General features: G+C 64.0%; 14 protein-coding genes. 8 read left to right on the top strand and 6 right to left on the bottom strand.

Annotated elements, in window-relative coordinates:
- The first annotated feature begins 3 nt into the window (after positions 1-3).
- From AB1555_11260 to AB1555_11290, 7 genes are all read left to right on the top strand, one after another.
- The gene (locus tag AB1555_11260) at positions 4-1,638 is read left to right on the top strand and encodes an NADH-quinone oxidoreductase subunit M (GenBank protein ID MEW6247272.1); all 1,635 of its coding nucleotides are present in this window, start codon (positions 4-6) and stop codon (positions 1,636-1,638) included.
- On the top strand, positions 1,635-3,356 hold the full coding sequence (locus tag AB1555_11265) for an NADH-quinone oxidoreductase subunit M (protein MEW6247273.1): 1,722 nt from the start codon (positions 1,635-1,637) through the stop codon (positions 3,354-3,356). Before AB1555_11260 ends, AB1555_11265 begins: the two co-directional genes overlap by 4 nt.
- Entirely contained in the window at positions 3,353-4,849 is a 1,497-nt protein-coding gene (locus AB1555_11270) for an NADH-quinone oxidoreductase subunit N (protein ID MEW6247274.1), read from the top strand. The genes AB1555_11265 and AB1555_11270 overlap by 4 nt, the downstream gene beginning before the upstream one ends.
- A gap of 141 nt (positions 4,850-4,990) precedes the next feature.
- Positions 4,991-6,490: an ATP-binding protein gene (locus tag AB1555_11275; GenBank protein ID MEW6247275.1), complete on the top strand. Its 1,500-nt coding sequence runs from the start codon at positions 4,991-4,993 to the stop codon at positions 6,488-6,490.
- Positions 6,487-6,942 (top strand): response regulator, encoded by a 456-nt coding sequence (locus AB1555_11280; protein ID MEW6247276.1) that lies wholly within the window; start codon positions 6,487-6,489, stop codon positions 6,940-6,942. The genes AB1555_11275 and AB1555_11280 overlap by 4 nt, the downstream gene beginning before the upstream one ends.
- Before the next feature lie 24 nt (positions 6,943-6,966).
- Positions 6,967-8,589: a response regulator gene (locus AB1555_11285; GenBank protein MEW6247277.1), complete on the top strand. Its 1,623-nt coding sequence runs from the start codon at positions 6,967-6,969 to the stop codon at positions 8,587-8,589.
- A 187-nt stretch (positions 8,590-8,776) separates the two neighbouring features.
- The gene (locus AB1555_11290) at positions 8,777-9,712 is read left to right on the top strand and encodes a phosphodiester glycosidase family protein (protein ID MEW6247278.1); all 936 of its coding nucleotides are present in this window, start codon (positions 8,777-8,779) and stop codon (positions 9,710-9,712) included.
- Here AB1555_11290 and AB1555_11295 read toward each other — a convergent pair.
- Positions 9,709-10,137 (bottom strand): rhodanese-like domain-containing protein, encoded by a 429-nt coding sequence (locus AB1555_11295; GenBank protein MEW6247279.1) that lies wholly within the window; start codon positions 10,135-10,137, stop codon positions 9,709-9,711. The genes AB1555_11290 and AB1555_11295 overlap by 4 nt on opposite strands.
- A gap of 86 nt (positions 10,138-10,223) precedes the next feature.
- Here AB1555_11295 and AB1555_11300 point away from each other — a divergent pair, with 86 nt between their 5' ends.
- Positions 10,224-10,535 (top strand): hypothetical protein, encoded by a 312-nt coding sequence (locus AB1555_11300; GenBank protein ID MEW6247280.1) that lies wholly within the window; start codon positions 10,224-10,226, stop codon positions 10,533-10,535.
- Between the two features lie 250 nt (positions 10,536-10,785).
- Here AB1555_11300 and pyrE read toward each other — a convergent pair whose 3' ends face one another.
- The 5 genes from pyrE to AB1555_11325 form a co-directional block, all read right to left on the bottom strand.
- Positions 10,786-11,385 (bottom strand): orotate phosphoribosyltransferase, encoded by a 600-nt coding sequence (gene pyrE, locus AB1555_11305; protein MEW6247281.1) that lies wholly within the window; start codon positions 11,383-11,385, stop codon positions 10,786-10,788.
- Between the two features lie 118 nt (positions 11,386-11,503).
- On the bottom strand, positions 11,504-12,019 hold the full coding sequence (locus tag AB1555_11310; protein MEW6247282.1) for a CbiX/SirB N-terminal domain-containing protein: 516 nt from the start codon (positions 12,017-12,019) through the stop codon (positions 11,504-11,506).
- 37 nt (positions 12,020-12,056) lie between these two features.
- Complete coding sequence (locus AB1555_11315) at positions 12,057-13,031, bottom strand: DUF523 and DUF1722 domain-containing protein (protein MEW6247283.1); 975 nt, start codon at positions 13,029-13,031, stop codon at positions 12,057-12,059.
- A gap of 357 nt (positions 13,032-13,388) precedes the next feature.
- Complete coding sequence (locus tag AB1555_11320) at positions 13,389-14,327, bottom strand: TIGR01777 family oxidoreductase (GenBank protein MEW6247284.1); 939 nt, start codon at positions 14,325-14,327, stop codon at positions 13,389-13,391.
- Positions 14,328-14,777: 450 nt separating this feature from the next.
- Positions 14,778-15,005, bottom strand: coding sequence for a hypothetical protein (locus tag AB1555_11325; protein MEW6247285.1), 228 nt, complete (start codon positions 15,003-15,005; stop codon positions 14,778-14,780).
- Between the last annotated feature and the right edge of the window lie 71 nt (positions 15,006-15,076).

Genomic DNA, 15,076 nt, shown 5'->3' on the forward strand with positions numbered 1-15,076 from the left:
GCGATGTTGGAAGAATTCGGCGCAGGGTTCCCCATCCTCTCCTGTCTGCTCTTCCTCCCGCTGCTGGGCGCGGTGGCGCTGTGGTTTCTGGAGGACGAGGATTTGGTGAAAGTCACGGCGCTGGCGGTGGCGCTGCTGGAGCTGGCGCTCGCCGCGTTCGTGCTCCTGCGCTTCGTGCCGGAGTCGGCGGCCATGCAGTTCACGGAGCGGGCGCGGTGGATTCCTCCGTTGGGGATCAGCTACCACCTGGCGGTGGACGGCATCAGCGTGCTGTTCGTCGGCCTCACGGCGTTCCTGACCGTGCTGATCGTGATCTATTCCTGGGATACGGTCCGGCATCAAGCGAAGTTGTACCTGATGGCGTTGCTGGGACTCGAGACCACGATCATGGGGGTCTTCGTCTCGATCGACCTGATCCTGTTTTTCGTCTTTTGGGAGCTCATGCTGATCCCCAGCTACTTCCTGATCAAGCTCTGGGGAGGCGGGCCGGAACGGCACTACGCGGCGTTGAAGTACGTCCTGTACACGCTGCTGGGCAGTGTCTTCATGTTGGTGGGGTTCGCCCTGCTCGACATCAATTACCACCGGTGGGCGGTCACGCATCATGTCGAGCCGTCTTATTCGTTCGATCTGCTCGAGCTGCTCACGGTGCCGGTGCCGGTCGATCAACAGCTTGTGATCTTCTGGCTGATCTTCCTGGGCCTGGCCTTCAAGGCCCCGGTGTTCCCGTTCCATACCTGGCTGCCCGACGCTCTGCTCGAGGGACCGATCGGGATGGCCGTGGTGCTCGCCGGGCTGAAACTCGGGACCTACGGGTTCTTGCGTTTCAGCATCCCGCTGCTGCCGGAAGCTTCGAAGAACGAAGTGGTCGTGACGGTCGTGATGGCGCTGGCTCTCGCCGGGATCCTCTACGGCGCGATCATGGCCTTGATCCAGCCGGACTTTCGCCGGCTCCTGGCCTTCAGCAGCATCAGCCACCTGGGCTTCTGCGTGGTCGGTCTGTTTGCCCTGAACTTTCAGGGGCTCCAGGGTAGCCTGCTCACGATGATCAATCTCGGCTTCAGCACCGCCGGCTTGTTCTTCCTCGCCGGCTTCCTGTACGTGAGACGGCACAGCACGCAACTCTCCGTGTTGGGCGGAGGGCTGGCCAGGCAAGTGCCGCTGCTCGCCACGTTCCTGCTCATCATCGGCCTGGCTTCCATCGGATTGCCCGGGACGAACGGGTTCGTCGGCGAGTTTCTGATCCTCCTGGGGGCGTTCAAAGCCAAATGGGTGTACGGGGCCATCGCGGTGACCGGAGTCATTTTCGGGGCGGCCTATTTCCTGTGGTACTACGAGCGGTCGATGATGGGCCCTCTGACGAAGGGGCCGGGACAGGCGATGCCCGATCTGCACGCGCGGGAGATCGCCATCGCGGTCTCGCTGTGCGTCATGATCCTCTGGATCGGGCTCTATCCTTCCCCGTTCCTGCGGATGATGAACGGATCGGTCCAGGCGTTGGTGGACAGGCTGGAACGGGGCGCGACGGCGGGACAACCGGTAGGCGTGAGGGGTGAGGCGTTAGGCGAAGTGGAGCTATCCTCTCGCACTGCATCCCCTCACGCTTCACGTTTCACGCTTCACGGGACTTGGAGATGAGCGACTCCACGCTGCTCTACATTTTATTCGCGCCCTTCGTCGGGTCCATCGTGCTGGTGTTCGTCTCGAACCGGCAGGCGCTCTTGGTGCGCGGGATCGCCGCTGTCTCGGCCGGAATCTCGCTGATCGCCTCGTTTTACCTCTTCTACGCGTACGACCCCGTCAAAGGCGGGTTCCAATTCCTCTGGCGGTACGAATGGTCCACACAGCTCGGCGTGTCGCTCTACCTCGGCGTGGACGGCATCGGCACCCCGCTGGTCCTGGCTTCCTCCATTCTGCTGTTCGCCGGCATCTTCGTCTCCTGGCACATCAAGGACCGCACCAAGGAGTTCTACATCTCGCTCCTGATCTTGGCCGCGGCGACGATCGGCGTCTTCATGTCGCTGGACCTCTTCTTCCTCTATTTCTTCTATGAGATGTCCGTGATTCCCATGTACCTCCTGCTCGGCATCTGGGGGAGCCACACGAAGGGCTATCTGGAGATGACCGACCCCGAGGGGATCAAGAAACGGGACTCCGTCGGCTTCATCTTCAATTTCGCCTCGAACAGCAAGGAATACGCGGCGATGAAGCTGGTGCTGTTCCTCTCGGCCGGCGCCGTCGTCGCCCTCATGGGGATCCTCCTCATCTACAAGTTCTCCGGTCTGAACACGTTCGACATTCTGGTGCTGCGCGAACAGGCGAAATTCACCGGGCTGCTGGCGGACATCATCTGGCTCCTGATTTTCTTCGGCTTCGCCTCCATCGCCCCGATCTGGCCGCTGCACTCCTGGTCGCCGGTCGGGCACGCCGCCGCGCCCGCCGCCACGAGCATGTTGCACGCCGGCGTGCTGATGAAGCTGGGGCACTTCTCGATCATCCGGGTGGCGTTCGAGATTCTGCCGGAGACGACGCAGGAGCTGATGCCGATCGCCGCGGTGCTCTGCGTCTTCAGCATCATCTACGGCGGCTTCGTGGCCTTCTACGCGAAGGACACCAAGTACGTGATCGGCTACTCCAGTTCCAGCCATATGGGGTACGTGTTCCTCGGGATGGCGGCGCTGGACTACATCAGCCTGACCGGCGCGGTGCTGTACATGTTCGCCCACGCCTTGGCGACCGGCATGCTCTTCGCCATGGCCGGCTGGGTGTACGACCAGACCCACTCGCGGGACATCCCCTCGCTGGGCGGACTGGTCAACCGCATGCCCTTCGTCGCGGGCTGTTTCATCGTGGCCTGCATGGCCTCGATCGGCATGCCGGGCACGGTGAACTTCATCGCCGAAATCATGATCATCGTCGGCAGTTGGAACAAGTACCCGCTGCAGGTCATCATCGCCGTGGTCGGCATCGTGCTGACGATGGCCTATCTCTTCCGGATGATGCGCGGGGTCTTCTACGGGCCGATGTCGCAACACTACAGCCACGCCCACGACGCGGTGGCGACCGTCGACCGGCTGCCACTGCTCCTGATGATCGCCTGCAGCATCGGCTTCGGCATTTTCCCCGGACATTTTTATTCGGTGATCCGGTCCGGCGTCGATCCGTTGGTCGCGCGCATCACCCAGGTGGTGCCGATCGCATCAGTAGACCGTGAAGCGGGGCACCCATTGCGCTCTGCAGAGCAATGGGTCCCGGTGAAGCGTGAAGCGAACGCGGCGGCCGCGCTGACCCTGCCGACCGTCGCTTCCAATGACGCCTCACGCCTCACGCCTCACGCCTCACGAGGAAAAGAGTGACGTTCAATCTCACCATGACTGGGTCCGATCTCCTGCTGCTCCTGCCGGAGATCTTCCTCACGTTCTGGCTGTGCGTCGTGCTGAGCGTGGACTTTGCTCTGCCGAAACTCCCGAAGGAGCAACTGGCCTACCTGAGCATCGGGGGACTGGTGCTGACCTTGGGGTGTCTCGCCTGGTTCGATCTGTCGGGGGTCTCGGGCACGCTCTTCAACCGGATGTTCGTCGTGGACCGGATGGCCTTGTTCTTCAAGATGTTCATCGTCGGCGCGACGGTGCTGGTCATTCTGGCTTCGATCGACTACGTCCGGCGGTTTCGGTTTTTCAAAGGTGAATACTACTTCCTGGTCCTGATGTCGGCGCTGGGCATGATGTTCATGGCTTCCGCCAATGACCTGCTCTCCGTCTTCATCACGCTGGAATTTTCGACCTTCGGGTTCTACGTGCTGGTGGCGTACCTGCGCGATGACATGGCCTCGAACGAGGCGGGGCTCAAATTCTTCATCCTCGGCGTGTTCGCCGCCGGGCTCCTGGCCTACGGGATCAGCCTGGTGTACGGAGAAACCGGCAAGATCGTCTTCGCCGACATGACCGCCGCGTCCGCCACCCCGGGACTGGCGATCGGGTTCCTGCTGATCTTCGCCGCGCTGGGCTTCAAGATCGGCGCGGTTCCGTTCCATGCCTGGATTCCGGACACGTACCACGGAGCGCCGACGCCGGTCACGGCGTTCCTCTCGATCGCGCCCAAGGGCGCAGCCTTCGCGATTCTGATCCGCATGTTCTTCGTGGCGCTCGCGACGTTCAAGCCGACCTGGGTGCTGCTGCTCGTCGGCGCCTCGATCCTGTCCATGACGTACGGCAACATCGTGGCCATCGCGCAGCGGAACATCAAACGCCTGCTGGCCTACTCCGGTATCGCGCAGATCGGGAACGTGCTTATCGGGTTGGCCGCGGGCACCAAGATGGGCAGCGACGCCATTCTCTTCTACCTGCTGACCTATCTGTTCGCCAACCTCGGCGCCTTCGCGGTCGTGATCGCGGTGGGGAATTTCATCGGCAGCGACGAGATCGACGATTACAACGGCCTCAATCGCCGGTCGCCGTTCCTGGCATTCGCGATGCTGATCTTCCTGCTCTCCCTCGCGGGGGTGCCGCCGCTCGCGGGCTTCATCGGCAAGCTCTACATCTTCGTGGCGGCCATTCAGGAAGGGCTCTACACGCTGATCATCGTCGGCCTGGTGAACATCGTGATTTCCATGTACTACTACCTGGTCGTCGTCAAGAAGATGTACATCCATGAGCCGACGGATCCCTCGCCCCTGAGCGTCTCCGGACCGATGAGGGCCGTGGTCTACGTGGGGCTGGCGGGCACGCTGATCCTGGGCATCTACCCTCAACCGTTCATCGACTGGGTGGTCGCCGCCACCCTCATGTTCTCCAACCTCGCCGGCCCATCGGCCTCGGTCGCGCCCCCGCTCCCTCCGTTCGGCGGCTGATCCGCCGTCGTGCGGCGCCGTCCGCCGACACCGCCCGGTCCGAACCGACGCAAATAATCCTTGCAGCGTTCGAGGAAGCGGCGGTACAGTCCTTTCCATCACCAGGAGCCTCGATCGCCGGATCAGGTCACCGGTTTGCCCATGTGTCCGACGGACGACATCGACCGTGAGCGGCCGCCCCAAGCCGGTCAGCCGGAACTTCTCCCTGCCTTCGACCAACCCGCGCCGGCCTCGACGACAGGCGCGAAATCCCCTTGGCTCCGCTGGTTTCAGAACTGGCCCATCGAGCGTCGCATCCTGGCGGGATTCGGGCTGGTGTTCGCCGGCGTCCTGGTCATCACCGCCGTGTCGTATCGCAACACCAACACGCTCATCCGGAACAGCCGCCTGGATGCCCGCAGCCACGCGTTCCTGGAGCTCCTCGACGGGGTCGCCGCCACCCTCGACGACGCAGAGAATGGTCATCGCCGGTTCCTGGTCACCGGCGAAAGCGCCTATTTGGCTCTGTACCAGAACGCCGTGGACCGTTCGCCCGAGTACCTTCGTTACCTCCGGGAGATGACCGCCGACGCCCCGACGCAGCAGAGCCGGGTGAACTTCCTCGAAGGCCTGATCAAGAAGCAACTGGAGGCGGAGGCCGCCGCCATCGAACTGCGGAAACGGAAGGGTTTCGAGGGGGTCAGACAAATGGCGCTCGAAGGGGCGGCCAAGCGCGAACTGGCGGCGGCCCACGGCGTCATCGCGGAAATGGCCAACGAGGAGAACCGCGCGCTTCGCCACCGCGTCGCGGAATCGGCGGAGAGCACGCGCAGCACGATTCTCCTGCTGGGAGCGGGGACGCTGCTGCAGTTCGTCCTGCTGGCCTCGGTGTACTACCTGATCCGGCACGACATCACCGAGCGCAAGCGCGTCGCGGCCGAGCTGCGGCGGCGCGGCGAACTGCTGGAGGCCGCGAACAAGGAGTTGGAGGCGTTCAGCTATTCTGTGTCGCACGACCTGCGGGCCCCGCTCCGCCATATCGACGGCTACGCCGCCCTGCTGGAGAAGAGCGCCGGCCCGGCCCTCGATGACAAGGCCCGCCGGTACCTCCAAACGATCTCGGAATCGGCCAAGCAGATGGGGCAATTGATCGACGATCTGCTGATCTTCTCGCGCATGGGCCGGACGGAAATGCTGCGCACAAAGGTCAATCTGGACCAGTTGGTGAAGAACGTCCTGCATGATTTGCGGCATGACTTGCAAGGACGGGCGATCTCCTGGACAATTGGGCCGCTGCCGCAGGTGCAAGGCGATCCGTCGATGCTCCGGCAGGTATTGGTGAATCTGATCGGCAACGCGATCAAGTTCACCGGCACGCGCCCGCTGGCTAAGATCGAGATCGGATGCGACCGCAGCCGCCCCGACGAAGTCGTGATCTTCGTGCGGGACAACGGCGTCGGCTTCGACATGCAATACGCGGGCAAGCTGTTCGGCGTGTTCCAGCGGCTGCACCGGGCCGAAGAATTCGAAGGGACCGGCATCGGGCTCGCCAATGTCCGGCGGATCATCCACCGGCACGGCGGCAGGACTTGGGCCGAAGGCGAACCGGACAAGGGCGCGACGTTCTACTTCTCCCTGCCGACTACGAGGGCTTCCGCATGACCGCCGGGAAACCGATCGTACTGGCCGAGGACAATCCCCGGGACGCGGAGCTCGCGCTGGCCGCCATGGAAGAACACCATCTCGCCGACAAGGTCGTCGTCTGCCGGGACGGCGCCGAAGTGCTGGATTACCTCTATTGCCGAGGGCGGTACAAGACGCGCCTGCAAGGCAATCCCGCGGTCGTGTTCCTGGACCTCAAGATGCCCAAAGTGGACGGGCTCGAAGTGCTGCGCACCATCAAGGCCGACGCCCGGCTCCGGCCGATCCCGGTGGTGATGCTGACGTCCTCGAGGGAGGAGCGCGACCTCGCCCAAAGCTACGCCCTGGGGGCGAACGCCTACGTCGTCAAACCGGTCGAGTTTCAGCAGTTCCTCAAGGCGGTGAAAGAATCGGGCATGTTCTGGGGGCTGATCAACGAACCTCCGCCGGAGGGAGCCGGGGCCGCGCTGTAGGACCGTCGCGGCACGGAGAGCAGCATGAAGACACCGTTGCGCGTGCTGCAGCTCGAAGACAACCCGACCGACGCCGAACTGATTACGGCGACGCTGGCAGAGGGCGGGATTCCCTGCGAAGCCGACCGCGTCGAAACCCGGGCCGACTTTCTGGCCGCTCTGAAACGCGGCGGCTACGACATGATTCTTGCCGACTATTCCTTGCCGTCCTTCGACGGCATCTCCGCTTTGGCCATCGCCCGCGAGCTTCGGCCCGACATCCCCTTCATTTTCGTCTCCGCCACCCTCGGCGAAGAACTGGCCATCGACACGATGCTCCGCGGTGCGACCGATTACATCCTGAAACAGAGACTCGCCCGGCTCGTGCCGTCGGTCCAGCGCGCCCTCCGCGAGGTGGACGAGCGAATGGAACGCAAGCGAGCCGAGGAAGCCCTGCGGCAGAGCGAACGGCAGTTCCGCCAGGCGCAAAAAATGGAAGCCGTCGGGCGGCTGGCCGGAGGGTTGGCGCACGATTTCAACAACCTCCTGACCGTCATCATGGGTTACAGCCAGGTGCTGCTTGCCGAGTTGGGACCGGAGCATCCATTGCGGGCCCAGATCGAGGAGACCCAAAAGGCCGGCGAACGGGCCGCCACCTTGATCCGTCAACTGCTGGCCTTCAGCCGCAAGCAGGCGCTCGAGCCGAAAGTGCTGAGCCTCAACAGCGTCGTGCAGAACCTGGACAGCATGTTGCGCCGCCTGATCGGCGAGGACATTGAACTCGTCATCGTCGTCGATCCGGACGAAGGCCGGGTCAAGGCCGACCAAGGCCAGCTCGAACAGGTCGTGATGAATCTGGTCGTCAACGCCCGCGACGCCATGCCCCGCGGGGGCAAGCTGACGATCGAGATCTCGCAGACCACGCTCGTCCGGATTCCGATGCATCACCTGCGGCCCTTGCCGCCCGGCTCGTACATGAAACTGTCCGTCCGCGACACCGGCTGCGGCATGGACGCGGACACGCTGTCCCACATCTTCGAACCGTTCTTCACGACCAAAGAGGAAGGCAAGGGCACGGGACTGGGGCTTTCCACCGTGTTCGGCATCGTCACGCAAAGCGGCGGCGGGATCGACGTCTGGAGCGAAGTAGGGAAGGGGACGACGTTCGACATCTATCTCCCGAAGGTCGAATCCGAAGCCGAGACCGCCCAGACCGTCTCGTCTCCCGAACAGGTGTCGCGAGGCACCGAGACGATTCTGCTGGTGGAAGACGAGCCGAGCGTGCGGGACGTCATCCGGGAGGAGTTGCGGAAATGCGGCTACCGGGTGCTCGAGGCCAAGAACGGGGTCGAGGCCTGCCTGCTCGCCACGCAACAGACGGGATTCATTCATCTGCTGCTGACCGATGTCGTGATGCCGGCCATGAGCGGACGGGAGCTGGCGCACCATCTGCTGACGATCAAGCCGGATCTGAAAGTGCTGTTCATGTCCGGCTATCTCGACGACGTCGGGGTCGGCTCCGGGATGGACGAGCGCAGGACGGCGTTCCTCCAGAAGCCCTTCACGCCCGAGGTGTTGGCGAGAACCGTTCGGGACCTGTTGGACGGCAAATCCGGACCCGGGCGCAACGGCGCCGGCGAGCATCTGGCGGCCCACACAAAGACCTGACCCTCCTCTCTTCCATCCGTCCGCCGGCGGGCGCTTCCGAACGCATCCTCCCCGTCCCCGCGCCGGGCCGATTGACGCTCCTCCGTATGGCTCTCTATACTGCCGTTCGACGGTCCCGGCGGGAGTCTTTCCGGACGTGCCGCACCCGCCACAGAGCCGATCGGCCCGCGGCGGCCGGAGAAGCCAGATGCGACGGCGCAGCGATCACGGTCCCTTCCATTCAAGCCGGTCAGGTTCCGCCCGACTCCTTTCTGTCATTCTGCTGATCCTCTTCGGGTACGCGGGTTCTCCCGACTCCGCCCCCGCCCAGAGCATCCAATGGAATCCATTGGCCGACGGCTTGGCGGTGACCTTGTGGCGCCCGGCGCCGGCCTGCCAGGACGTGCCCGCGCTGCTTATGGTGCAGATCGATCCGGAACGATTCGAGTTCTCGATCTACCAGTTTCACGACGAAGGGCTCGCCGCGCCGCTGACGATTCAGGAATGGCAGCGTCGGACCGGCGCCCACGTCCTGTTCAACGCCGGCCTGTTCCGAGAGGACTACTCGTATCTGGGCCTGCTGATGAAGGAAGGGCGGATCCTCGGCGCCAAGCGGCACCATTCCTGGCAAGCCCTCTTCGTCGCCGAACCGGTCGTCCCGGGCCTCCGGAAGGCCCGGGTGCTCGATCTGGCTTTCGAGCCGTTCCACGAAGAGAATCCCTCGTACCGAGAGGCGGCCCAGTCGCTGATGCTGCTGGATCGCACGGGGAAGCCGCGGGTGCGCCAGACGGGGAAACGGGCCCAACAGACGGTGGTAGCGGAAGACGGGGAGGGACGGATCCTGGTCATCAAGACTGCGGAGGCCGTCACGCTGCACGGGTTGGCTGAGTGTCTGCGGAGCGGTTTTCCCGCGATCCGTCAGGCCATGGCGATGGACGGCGGGTCGTCCTCCGACGTGTTCATCCGGACCGATCTCCTGCCGAGCCGGAGCGCAGAGGGCGGACAGCCGGATTGGCGGGACATCGTGAACGGGAATGTGTCCAGACATGTCCCGTTGCCTGCCGTTATCGGCGCGAAACCCCGCCGGGACGCGGCGCGCCCGGAATCGGACAAGACCGCACCGGGCCGGACCTCGCGGCGCTAACGACGGGGCGGTTCGACGGGATATCCGGCTTCCAGCCAGGCGTTCATGCTGCCCTTGACGTTGTAGGCGTGGCGGTACCCCAGATCCGCCAGCGTTTCGGCCGCGATATGGCTGCGGCGTCCGGACTGGCAGTAGACCACGATGTGGTCGTCCGGTTTAGCGCCGATCTCGCGATGGCGGGCTTTGATCTCGCGGAAATCGATGTTCCGGTCCGTTCCCGGAATGACTCCGGTGGCGTGTTCTTCCGGCGACCGGACATCGATCAAGAAAAAGCCTTTCTGGGCCAACGACGGCGCCTTGTTCAACCCGGCCCGCAGTTGTTGGACGGTCAGCACGTAAGAATGATAGGCCGGCACGCCGCTCGCGCCGGTCAGCACGAAGAGCAGCGCAAGGCTGCCCCACACAAGATATCGACGGTAGGCCATGGTCCTTCCTCCTTGTAACCGAGAAGGTCCGTGCAGAGACATGTCGCGTCGGGCAGGAGACGAACAGCACTTATGATAGGAGCCCCATGAAAGGCTGGTCAAGAGCCGTCGCGCTGGCGTGTTTGCTGACCCTGGGCGGCTGCGCGGACGGCGCCAAGGTGGTGCAGGAAACCGAGACCGGCGGGATCGTGGTGTATCCGTTCAAAGGCGAGCAGGGTCACCTGGTGTCACCCTTCCGGCGGGACGCGCTCCAACTGATCGCGCAGCGCTGCGGTAGCCAGTATACGATCGTCCGGGAAGGAGAGGCGAAGGGGCGAAGCCGGGTGTCAAGCGTGATGGGAGGAGCGGAAGAGGTGGTCCACGAACGCCGCTGGGGAATCCAGTTTCAATGCAAATGAAGGCGGAGCCCCGCCGAGTCAGGCCCTGGCCCACATTGTTCATGACGGTTCGTGACGAAACCGCCAAGACCCCACGCGTTGGACCCATTGCACGAGAAGAGCAATGGGCACCCCCGCGGGGAGCCCCGAGAGGCCGAGGCATACTTGAAACAGGATGTTGAGGCTGCGAGGGGCGAGCCCGCCCGGCTGGTCGCTGCCAGTCGCGGCCAGCCTTGTCGCAGCGGCGTATCGGCGGTTGCAGGAGAAGCGGTCATGAATAGTGTGGGCTGGCCGCCGCGTGGGCTTTCTCGTGCCGGCGCATCAGATCCTCGATGGTCAACAGGCTGAACAGCGTCACGCTCTGCCGTTCGACGTTCGCCTGTCCGTCCTGCTCCTTCCGGTCCACGATGACCAAGGCGTAGCGGACGTCGAGCCCGGCCTCGCGGGCCGCAGCGACGGCTTTGAGCAGCGATCCGCCGCTGGTGAGCACGTCGTCCACGATCAAGGCCCGATCGCCCGCCTGGACGGCCCCTTCGATCAACTTCCCCAGACCGTGATCCTTCGGCTGCTTGCGGACGACGAAGGTCCGCCAGTCCCTCCGTGGCGTCGCGCGAAAGCCGTAATCGGAGATGGTCGTTGCGATCGAAATGGCGCCCAGCTCCAGACCGCCGATGCAGTCGAACTCCAAATCCTTGAGGAGGTCCCATGCCGCCTGCGCCACCAACGCCCGGGGGCCGGGGTGGGCCATGAGGACTCGGCAATCCACATAAAACGGACTGGTCAGGCCGGAGGCCAGCTTGAAGCCGCCGTGGGGGTCCCACTTGAACGACCGGGTCGCAATAAACGCGTCCGCCAGCTCATCTCGTAACATAGTCGTTCCTCCGCTCGTCCTGCGCGCCGCCCGTGTTCATGGGACGGGGCGGCCGATTCTACACGCTTCGCCGCTCAAAACACATCCGCTTTTCGCCGGCCGTCCGTCTCGCCGCCGCCTACGTTCCCCCAAACCCCTTGACCTGGGTCGCCAGCATGCCGGCGACCAAGTCGAGATCGAAGGGCCAGGCGTAGCGAAAGACCACGCCGGGATGCGTTCGCCGAAGGTGGTCGATCGTCTGCGGAATCTCAATTTCGGCGTGGGACCCTCCGGGCGTCAGCATGGAGGAGATCACCGTGATCTCCCTGGCTCCTTCTTTGAGGAGCTCGTCGACCGCCTCCTCCAGCGTCGGCGCGCAATACTCATTGTAGGCGATGCGGAACAGGCTCCCCTCCAGCAGCGGCTCGAGCCGCGCGGCCAGGGCTTCGAGACCGGCCTTATAAGGATCGTTCGAGCTCGTCCGTGGCCACCGGCGAATCCGGCAATCCAAGTCCGCTTCCTCCGCCGTCGGTGCCCCGCCGGCCGCCCGCCGCTGCGCTTCCAGGCGCTTCAGTTTCATCACCAGCTCGTACGGACAATCCTTCGGAATGCCGCCGTGGCCGATCAAGATCACTCCTCGGTTGCTTTGCCGCATCCCCACTCTCCTTTTTACGGATCCGTTGCGCCAAGGATCAGACGTGATTGCGCAGCATGAACTCCTTGGGATGAGGATTCAGATACACCTGATTCCGAAGGGCTGCCACGTTATAGGCCCGGACATAATGTTTTAGGAGCGTGATCGGCACCACCAGCGGCACCAGCCCGCGGTGATAATCCTCGATGACGTCACGCAACTCTTCCCTTTCGCTGGCCTTCAGCAGACCCATCATATGGCTGGCGATGCGGCGGAGAACGCTCGCGTGCTTGTAAACCGTAGCTGTGGTCTTCAACGCCTCCATGATCCCCGCACCGTACCGCCGGGCCAAGTCGAGTGGTCGATACCGATGGGCGTTCGCCATGAGACGCCCGAGGCGCTGAAAGTGCTCGCGGCTGTGCGCCAGCAACAGATACTGATGGACCGTGTGAAAATCCACGATGGCTTGGCGCGTGACGCGCTTCTTGAGGAGGTCGCGCCAGCGTCGATAGCAGAACACCCGTTCGATGAAGTGTTCGCGAAGCACAGGATCGCACAATCGGCCCTCTTCCTCCACCGGGATCAGCGGGAAACGCTGCACGAACGCGCGCGCAAACAGCCCGACGCCCTTGAGGCTGGGGATCCCTTGAGAATTGAAGACGCGTACTCGCTCGACGCCGCAACTGGGCGAATCCTTCTTGAAGACGAATCCCGAGAGGTCCAACGCCTCCAGTTCGCGGACCCGCTCCTCCGAGAAGCGCGCCATCTCCTCCGTCCGATCGCAGGCGGAGTGCACCGTCAGGAGCCGCGGGTGCCGTGGATTGCCGACCAGCCGCATCGCCTCCCGCGGAACACCGAAGCCGGCTTCCACTTCCGGGCAGACCGGCACCCATTCCACGAACCGCCCGAGCACCTCGACCACGAAGCTGTCCCGCTTGTGCCCGCCATCGTAACGGACGTGGTCGCCGAGCAGGCAGCGACTGACGCCGAGGCGAATCGGCCTGCTGGCAGCTTCGCAAGTCTCGTCGAGCATACGTCGCGGTTTTATCAGATGCCAACCGGTGCGTGCACCGCGCGAGTCTGCATGACGCACGAAGGCATCATCTGCCTGGGCCCATTGCAACAGCGATGGGCAATGGGCCCAAGCCACGGGTGGAATGCGCGAATCCTCCTGAATCGAGGAACTGATGGTCTCCCACCTGGGGGAAGGTAAGGGTCTTGATCCCTCTCTTCTCCTCGCCCCCATTGGGGGAGAAGCTGCGGTGAGGGGGTTCTTTTCGGATACCACCCTCACCTGTCTCCTCTCCCTCCCGCGCGAGGGAGAGGATCCTTTCGGGAACCGGGGAAAGGCATTTTGCCGAGAGAAATATGTTCGGATCAGGGTTAACTCTCATGCCGCGGGTCGGGCGGATACCGCCGGCCCGAGGATCGCCTGCAGGGCCGGCTCCAGTGACGGATAGCGGAATCGGTACCCGCCTTGTTGCGCCACCTCGGGCAGGACGCGCTGCCCCGTCGTGAGCACCGTGCCGAGCTCGCCCAACGCCAGGCGCAGCACCCGCTCGGGCACCGGCAACCAGGAGGGTCGGCGCAGCACCCGGCCCAACGTGGCGCAGAACTCCCGCATCGTCACCGCGCCCGGAGCGACCGCATTGACCGGACTGCTCACCGCCGGCGCGGCCAACACCCATTCCATGATTCCGATAAGGTCTTGCCGGTGGATCCAGGATACCCATTGGGTCCCCGGCCCGATCGGCCCGCCGATGAAGGCGCGGAACGGCGGCAGCATTTTCGGGAGAGCCCCGCCGTCCTTCTCCAACACCATGCCGAAGCGCAAACAGACGACGCGGGCCCCGGCTTGCTGCGCCGACATCGCCTCCCGTTCCCAGGCCACGCACAGCTCGGCCAGAAACCCCGTTCCCGGCGGGTCATGCTCCTGCAAGGGACGGTCGTCACGGGGGCCATAGTAGCCGACGCCGGACGCGGAAAGGAACATGCGGGGGCGGGCGGAGGCTCGCCCGAGGGCCTGTGCCAGCAGTCGCGTGGGGGCGATGCGGCTCTCGTAGATCATCCGCTTGCGCTCGGCCGTCCATCGCGCCTCGGCAATCGAAGCCCCCGCCAGGTTGATCACCGCATCGGCCGCTTCCAACTCCCGTTCCCAGGGACCCGCCGTCACCCCGTCCCACTCGACGACCCTGACAGACGGGTCGAGGCCCAACTCGCCCTCTCCGGCCCGACGAGACAGCACCACGACATCATGGCCTTCAGCGGCCAACGCCCGGCACAATGCCCGACCGATAAAGCCGGTTCCGCCGGTGATCACGATCTTCATGGGTTCCTCCTCAGAGTGCGCGGCAATCGAGGGACACAGGCTATCGGGTCGGAGGGGTCAGATCAAGGGGAGGCAGGCCACAGGTACCTGAGCCTTTATCCTTGCCGAGAAGACAGCGACCTGCTGTGGAATGTCGTTAGCAGCCAAGCCTTGCGTGGAGACCGCTTACTGAGCAGGTTGTCGAAAAACTATTGCGGCGCCATCGAACCGCAAGACCTCGGCAGATGACAACCAGGATCAGCATAGCCGGCAGGATGTTGAAAAAGGCCGTCGCACCCGCTAGGCGGGTACCCAGGCCGCAGCGAGCGAGGAGGCGAGGCGTACTCGCGGCACCCGTTGCTCTTCTTGCTGCAACAGGTCCAAGACGTTGAGCCTCGGAGCATCAGCTCCATTGTGCTACAAGAGCACTGGGTACCCCCAACAAAGCTGGCGGACTTTTTCAACGGCCTGTTAGTGTTTGGAGCCCGCCGAGGTCACGGATCGCTCGAACGACACCGCCCCGTCAACCAGCACGAACAAGGCAACCAGCCCGAGCAGGGCTCCTCCGGTAAACCAGCCGAGCGGCGACAATTTCCACGTGTGATCCGTGATTCCGGCCAACACCCCGATCACTCCGCACAGAAACGCGACGCCCGCGCCGATTCGGGCGATGGTGGTCCGCTTGAGGCCTGGTCCCATGGGGCACCTCCTGTGGTGATGATCCGACTCAACGGTCAACGCAAAGGGTACCGGACGCCTTGTTCCGACAC

The sequence above is a fragment of the Nitrospirota bacterium genome (assembly GCA_040755395.1).
Taxonomy (GTDB): Bacteria; Nitrospirota; Nitrospiria; order Nitrospirales; family Nitrospiraceae; genus DATLZU01.

What these genes read in the sequence shown, in the direction of transcription:
- AB1555_11260 (MEW6247272.1), top strand. Translation starts at nt 4, where the DNA reads ATGTTGGAAGAATTCGGCGCAGGGTTCCCCATCCTCTCCTGTCTGCTC.
- AB1555_11265 (MEW6247273.1), top strand. Translation starts at nt 1,635, where the DNA reads ATGAGCGACTCCACGCTGCTCTACATTTTATTCGCGCCCTTCGTCGGG.
- AB1555_11275 (MEW6247275.1), top strand. Translation starts at nt 4,991, where the DNA reads ATGTGTCCGACGGACGACATCGACCGTGAGCGGCCGCCCCAAGCCGGT.
- AB1555_11280 (MEW6247276.1), top strand. Translation starts at nt 6,487, where the DNA reads ATGACCGCCGGGAAACCGATCGTACTGGCCGAGGACAATCCCCGGGAC.
- AB1555_11285 (MEW6247277.1), top strand. Translation starts at nt 6,967, where the DNA reads ATGAAGACACCGTTGCGCGTGCTGCAGCTCGAAGACAACCCGACCGAC.
- AB1555_11290 (MEW6247278.1), top strand. Translation starts at nt 8,777, where the DNA reads ATGCGACGGCGCAGCGATCACGGTCCCTTCCATTCAAGCCGGTCAGGT.
- AB1555_11295 (MEW6247279.1), bottom strand. Translation starts at nt 10,137, where the DNA reads ATGGCCTACCGTCGATATCTTGTGTGGGGCAGCCTTGCGCTGCTCTTC.
- AB1555_11300 (MEW6247280.1), top strand. Translation starts at nt 10,224, where the DNA reads ATGAAAGGCTGGTCAAGAGCCGTCGCGCTGGCGTGTTTGCTGACCCTG.
- pyrE (MEW6247281.1), bottom strand. Translation starts at nt 11,385, where the DNA reads ATGTTACGAGATGAGCTGGCGGACGCGTTTATTGCGACCCGGTCGTTC.
- AB1555_11310 (MEW6247282.1), bottom strand. Translation starts at nt 12,019, where the DNA reads ATGCGGCAAAGCAACCGAGGAGTGATCTTGATCGGCCACGGCGGCATT.
- AB1555_11315 (MEW6247283.1), bottom strand. Translation starts at nt 13,031, where the DNA reads ATGCTCGACGAGACTTGCGAAGCTGCCAGCAGGCCGATTCGCCTCGGC.
- AB1555_11320 (MEW6247284.1), bottom strand. Translation starts at nt 14,327, where the DNA reads ATGAAGATCGTGATCACCGGCGGAACCGGCTTTATCGGTCGGGCATTG.
- AB1555_11325 (MEW6247285.1), bottom strand. Translation starts at nt 15,005, where the DNA reads ATGGGACCAGGCCTCAAGCGGACCACCATCGCCCGAATCGGCGCGGGC.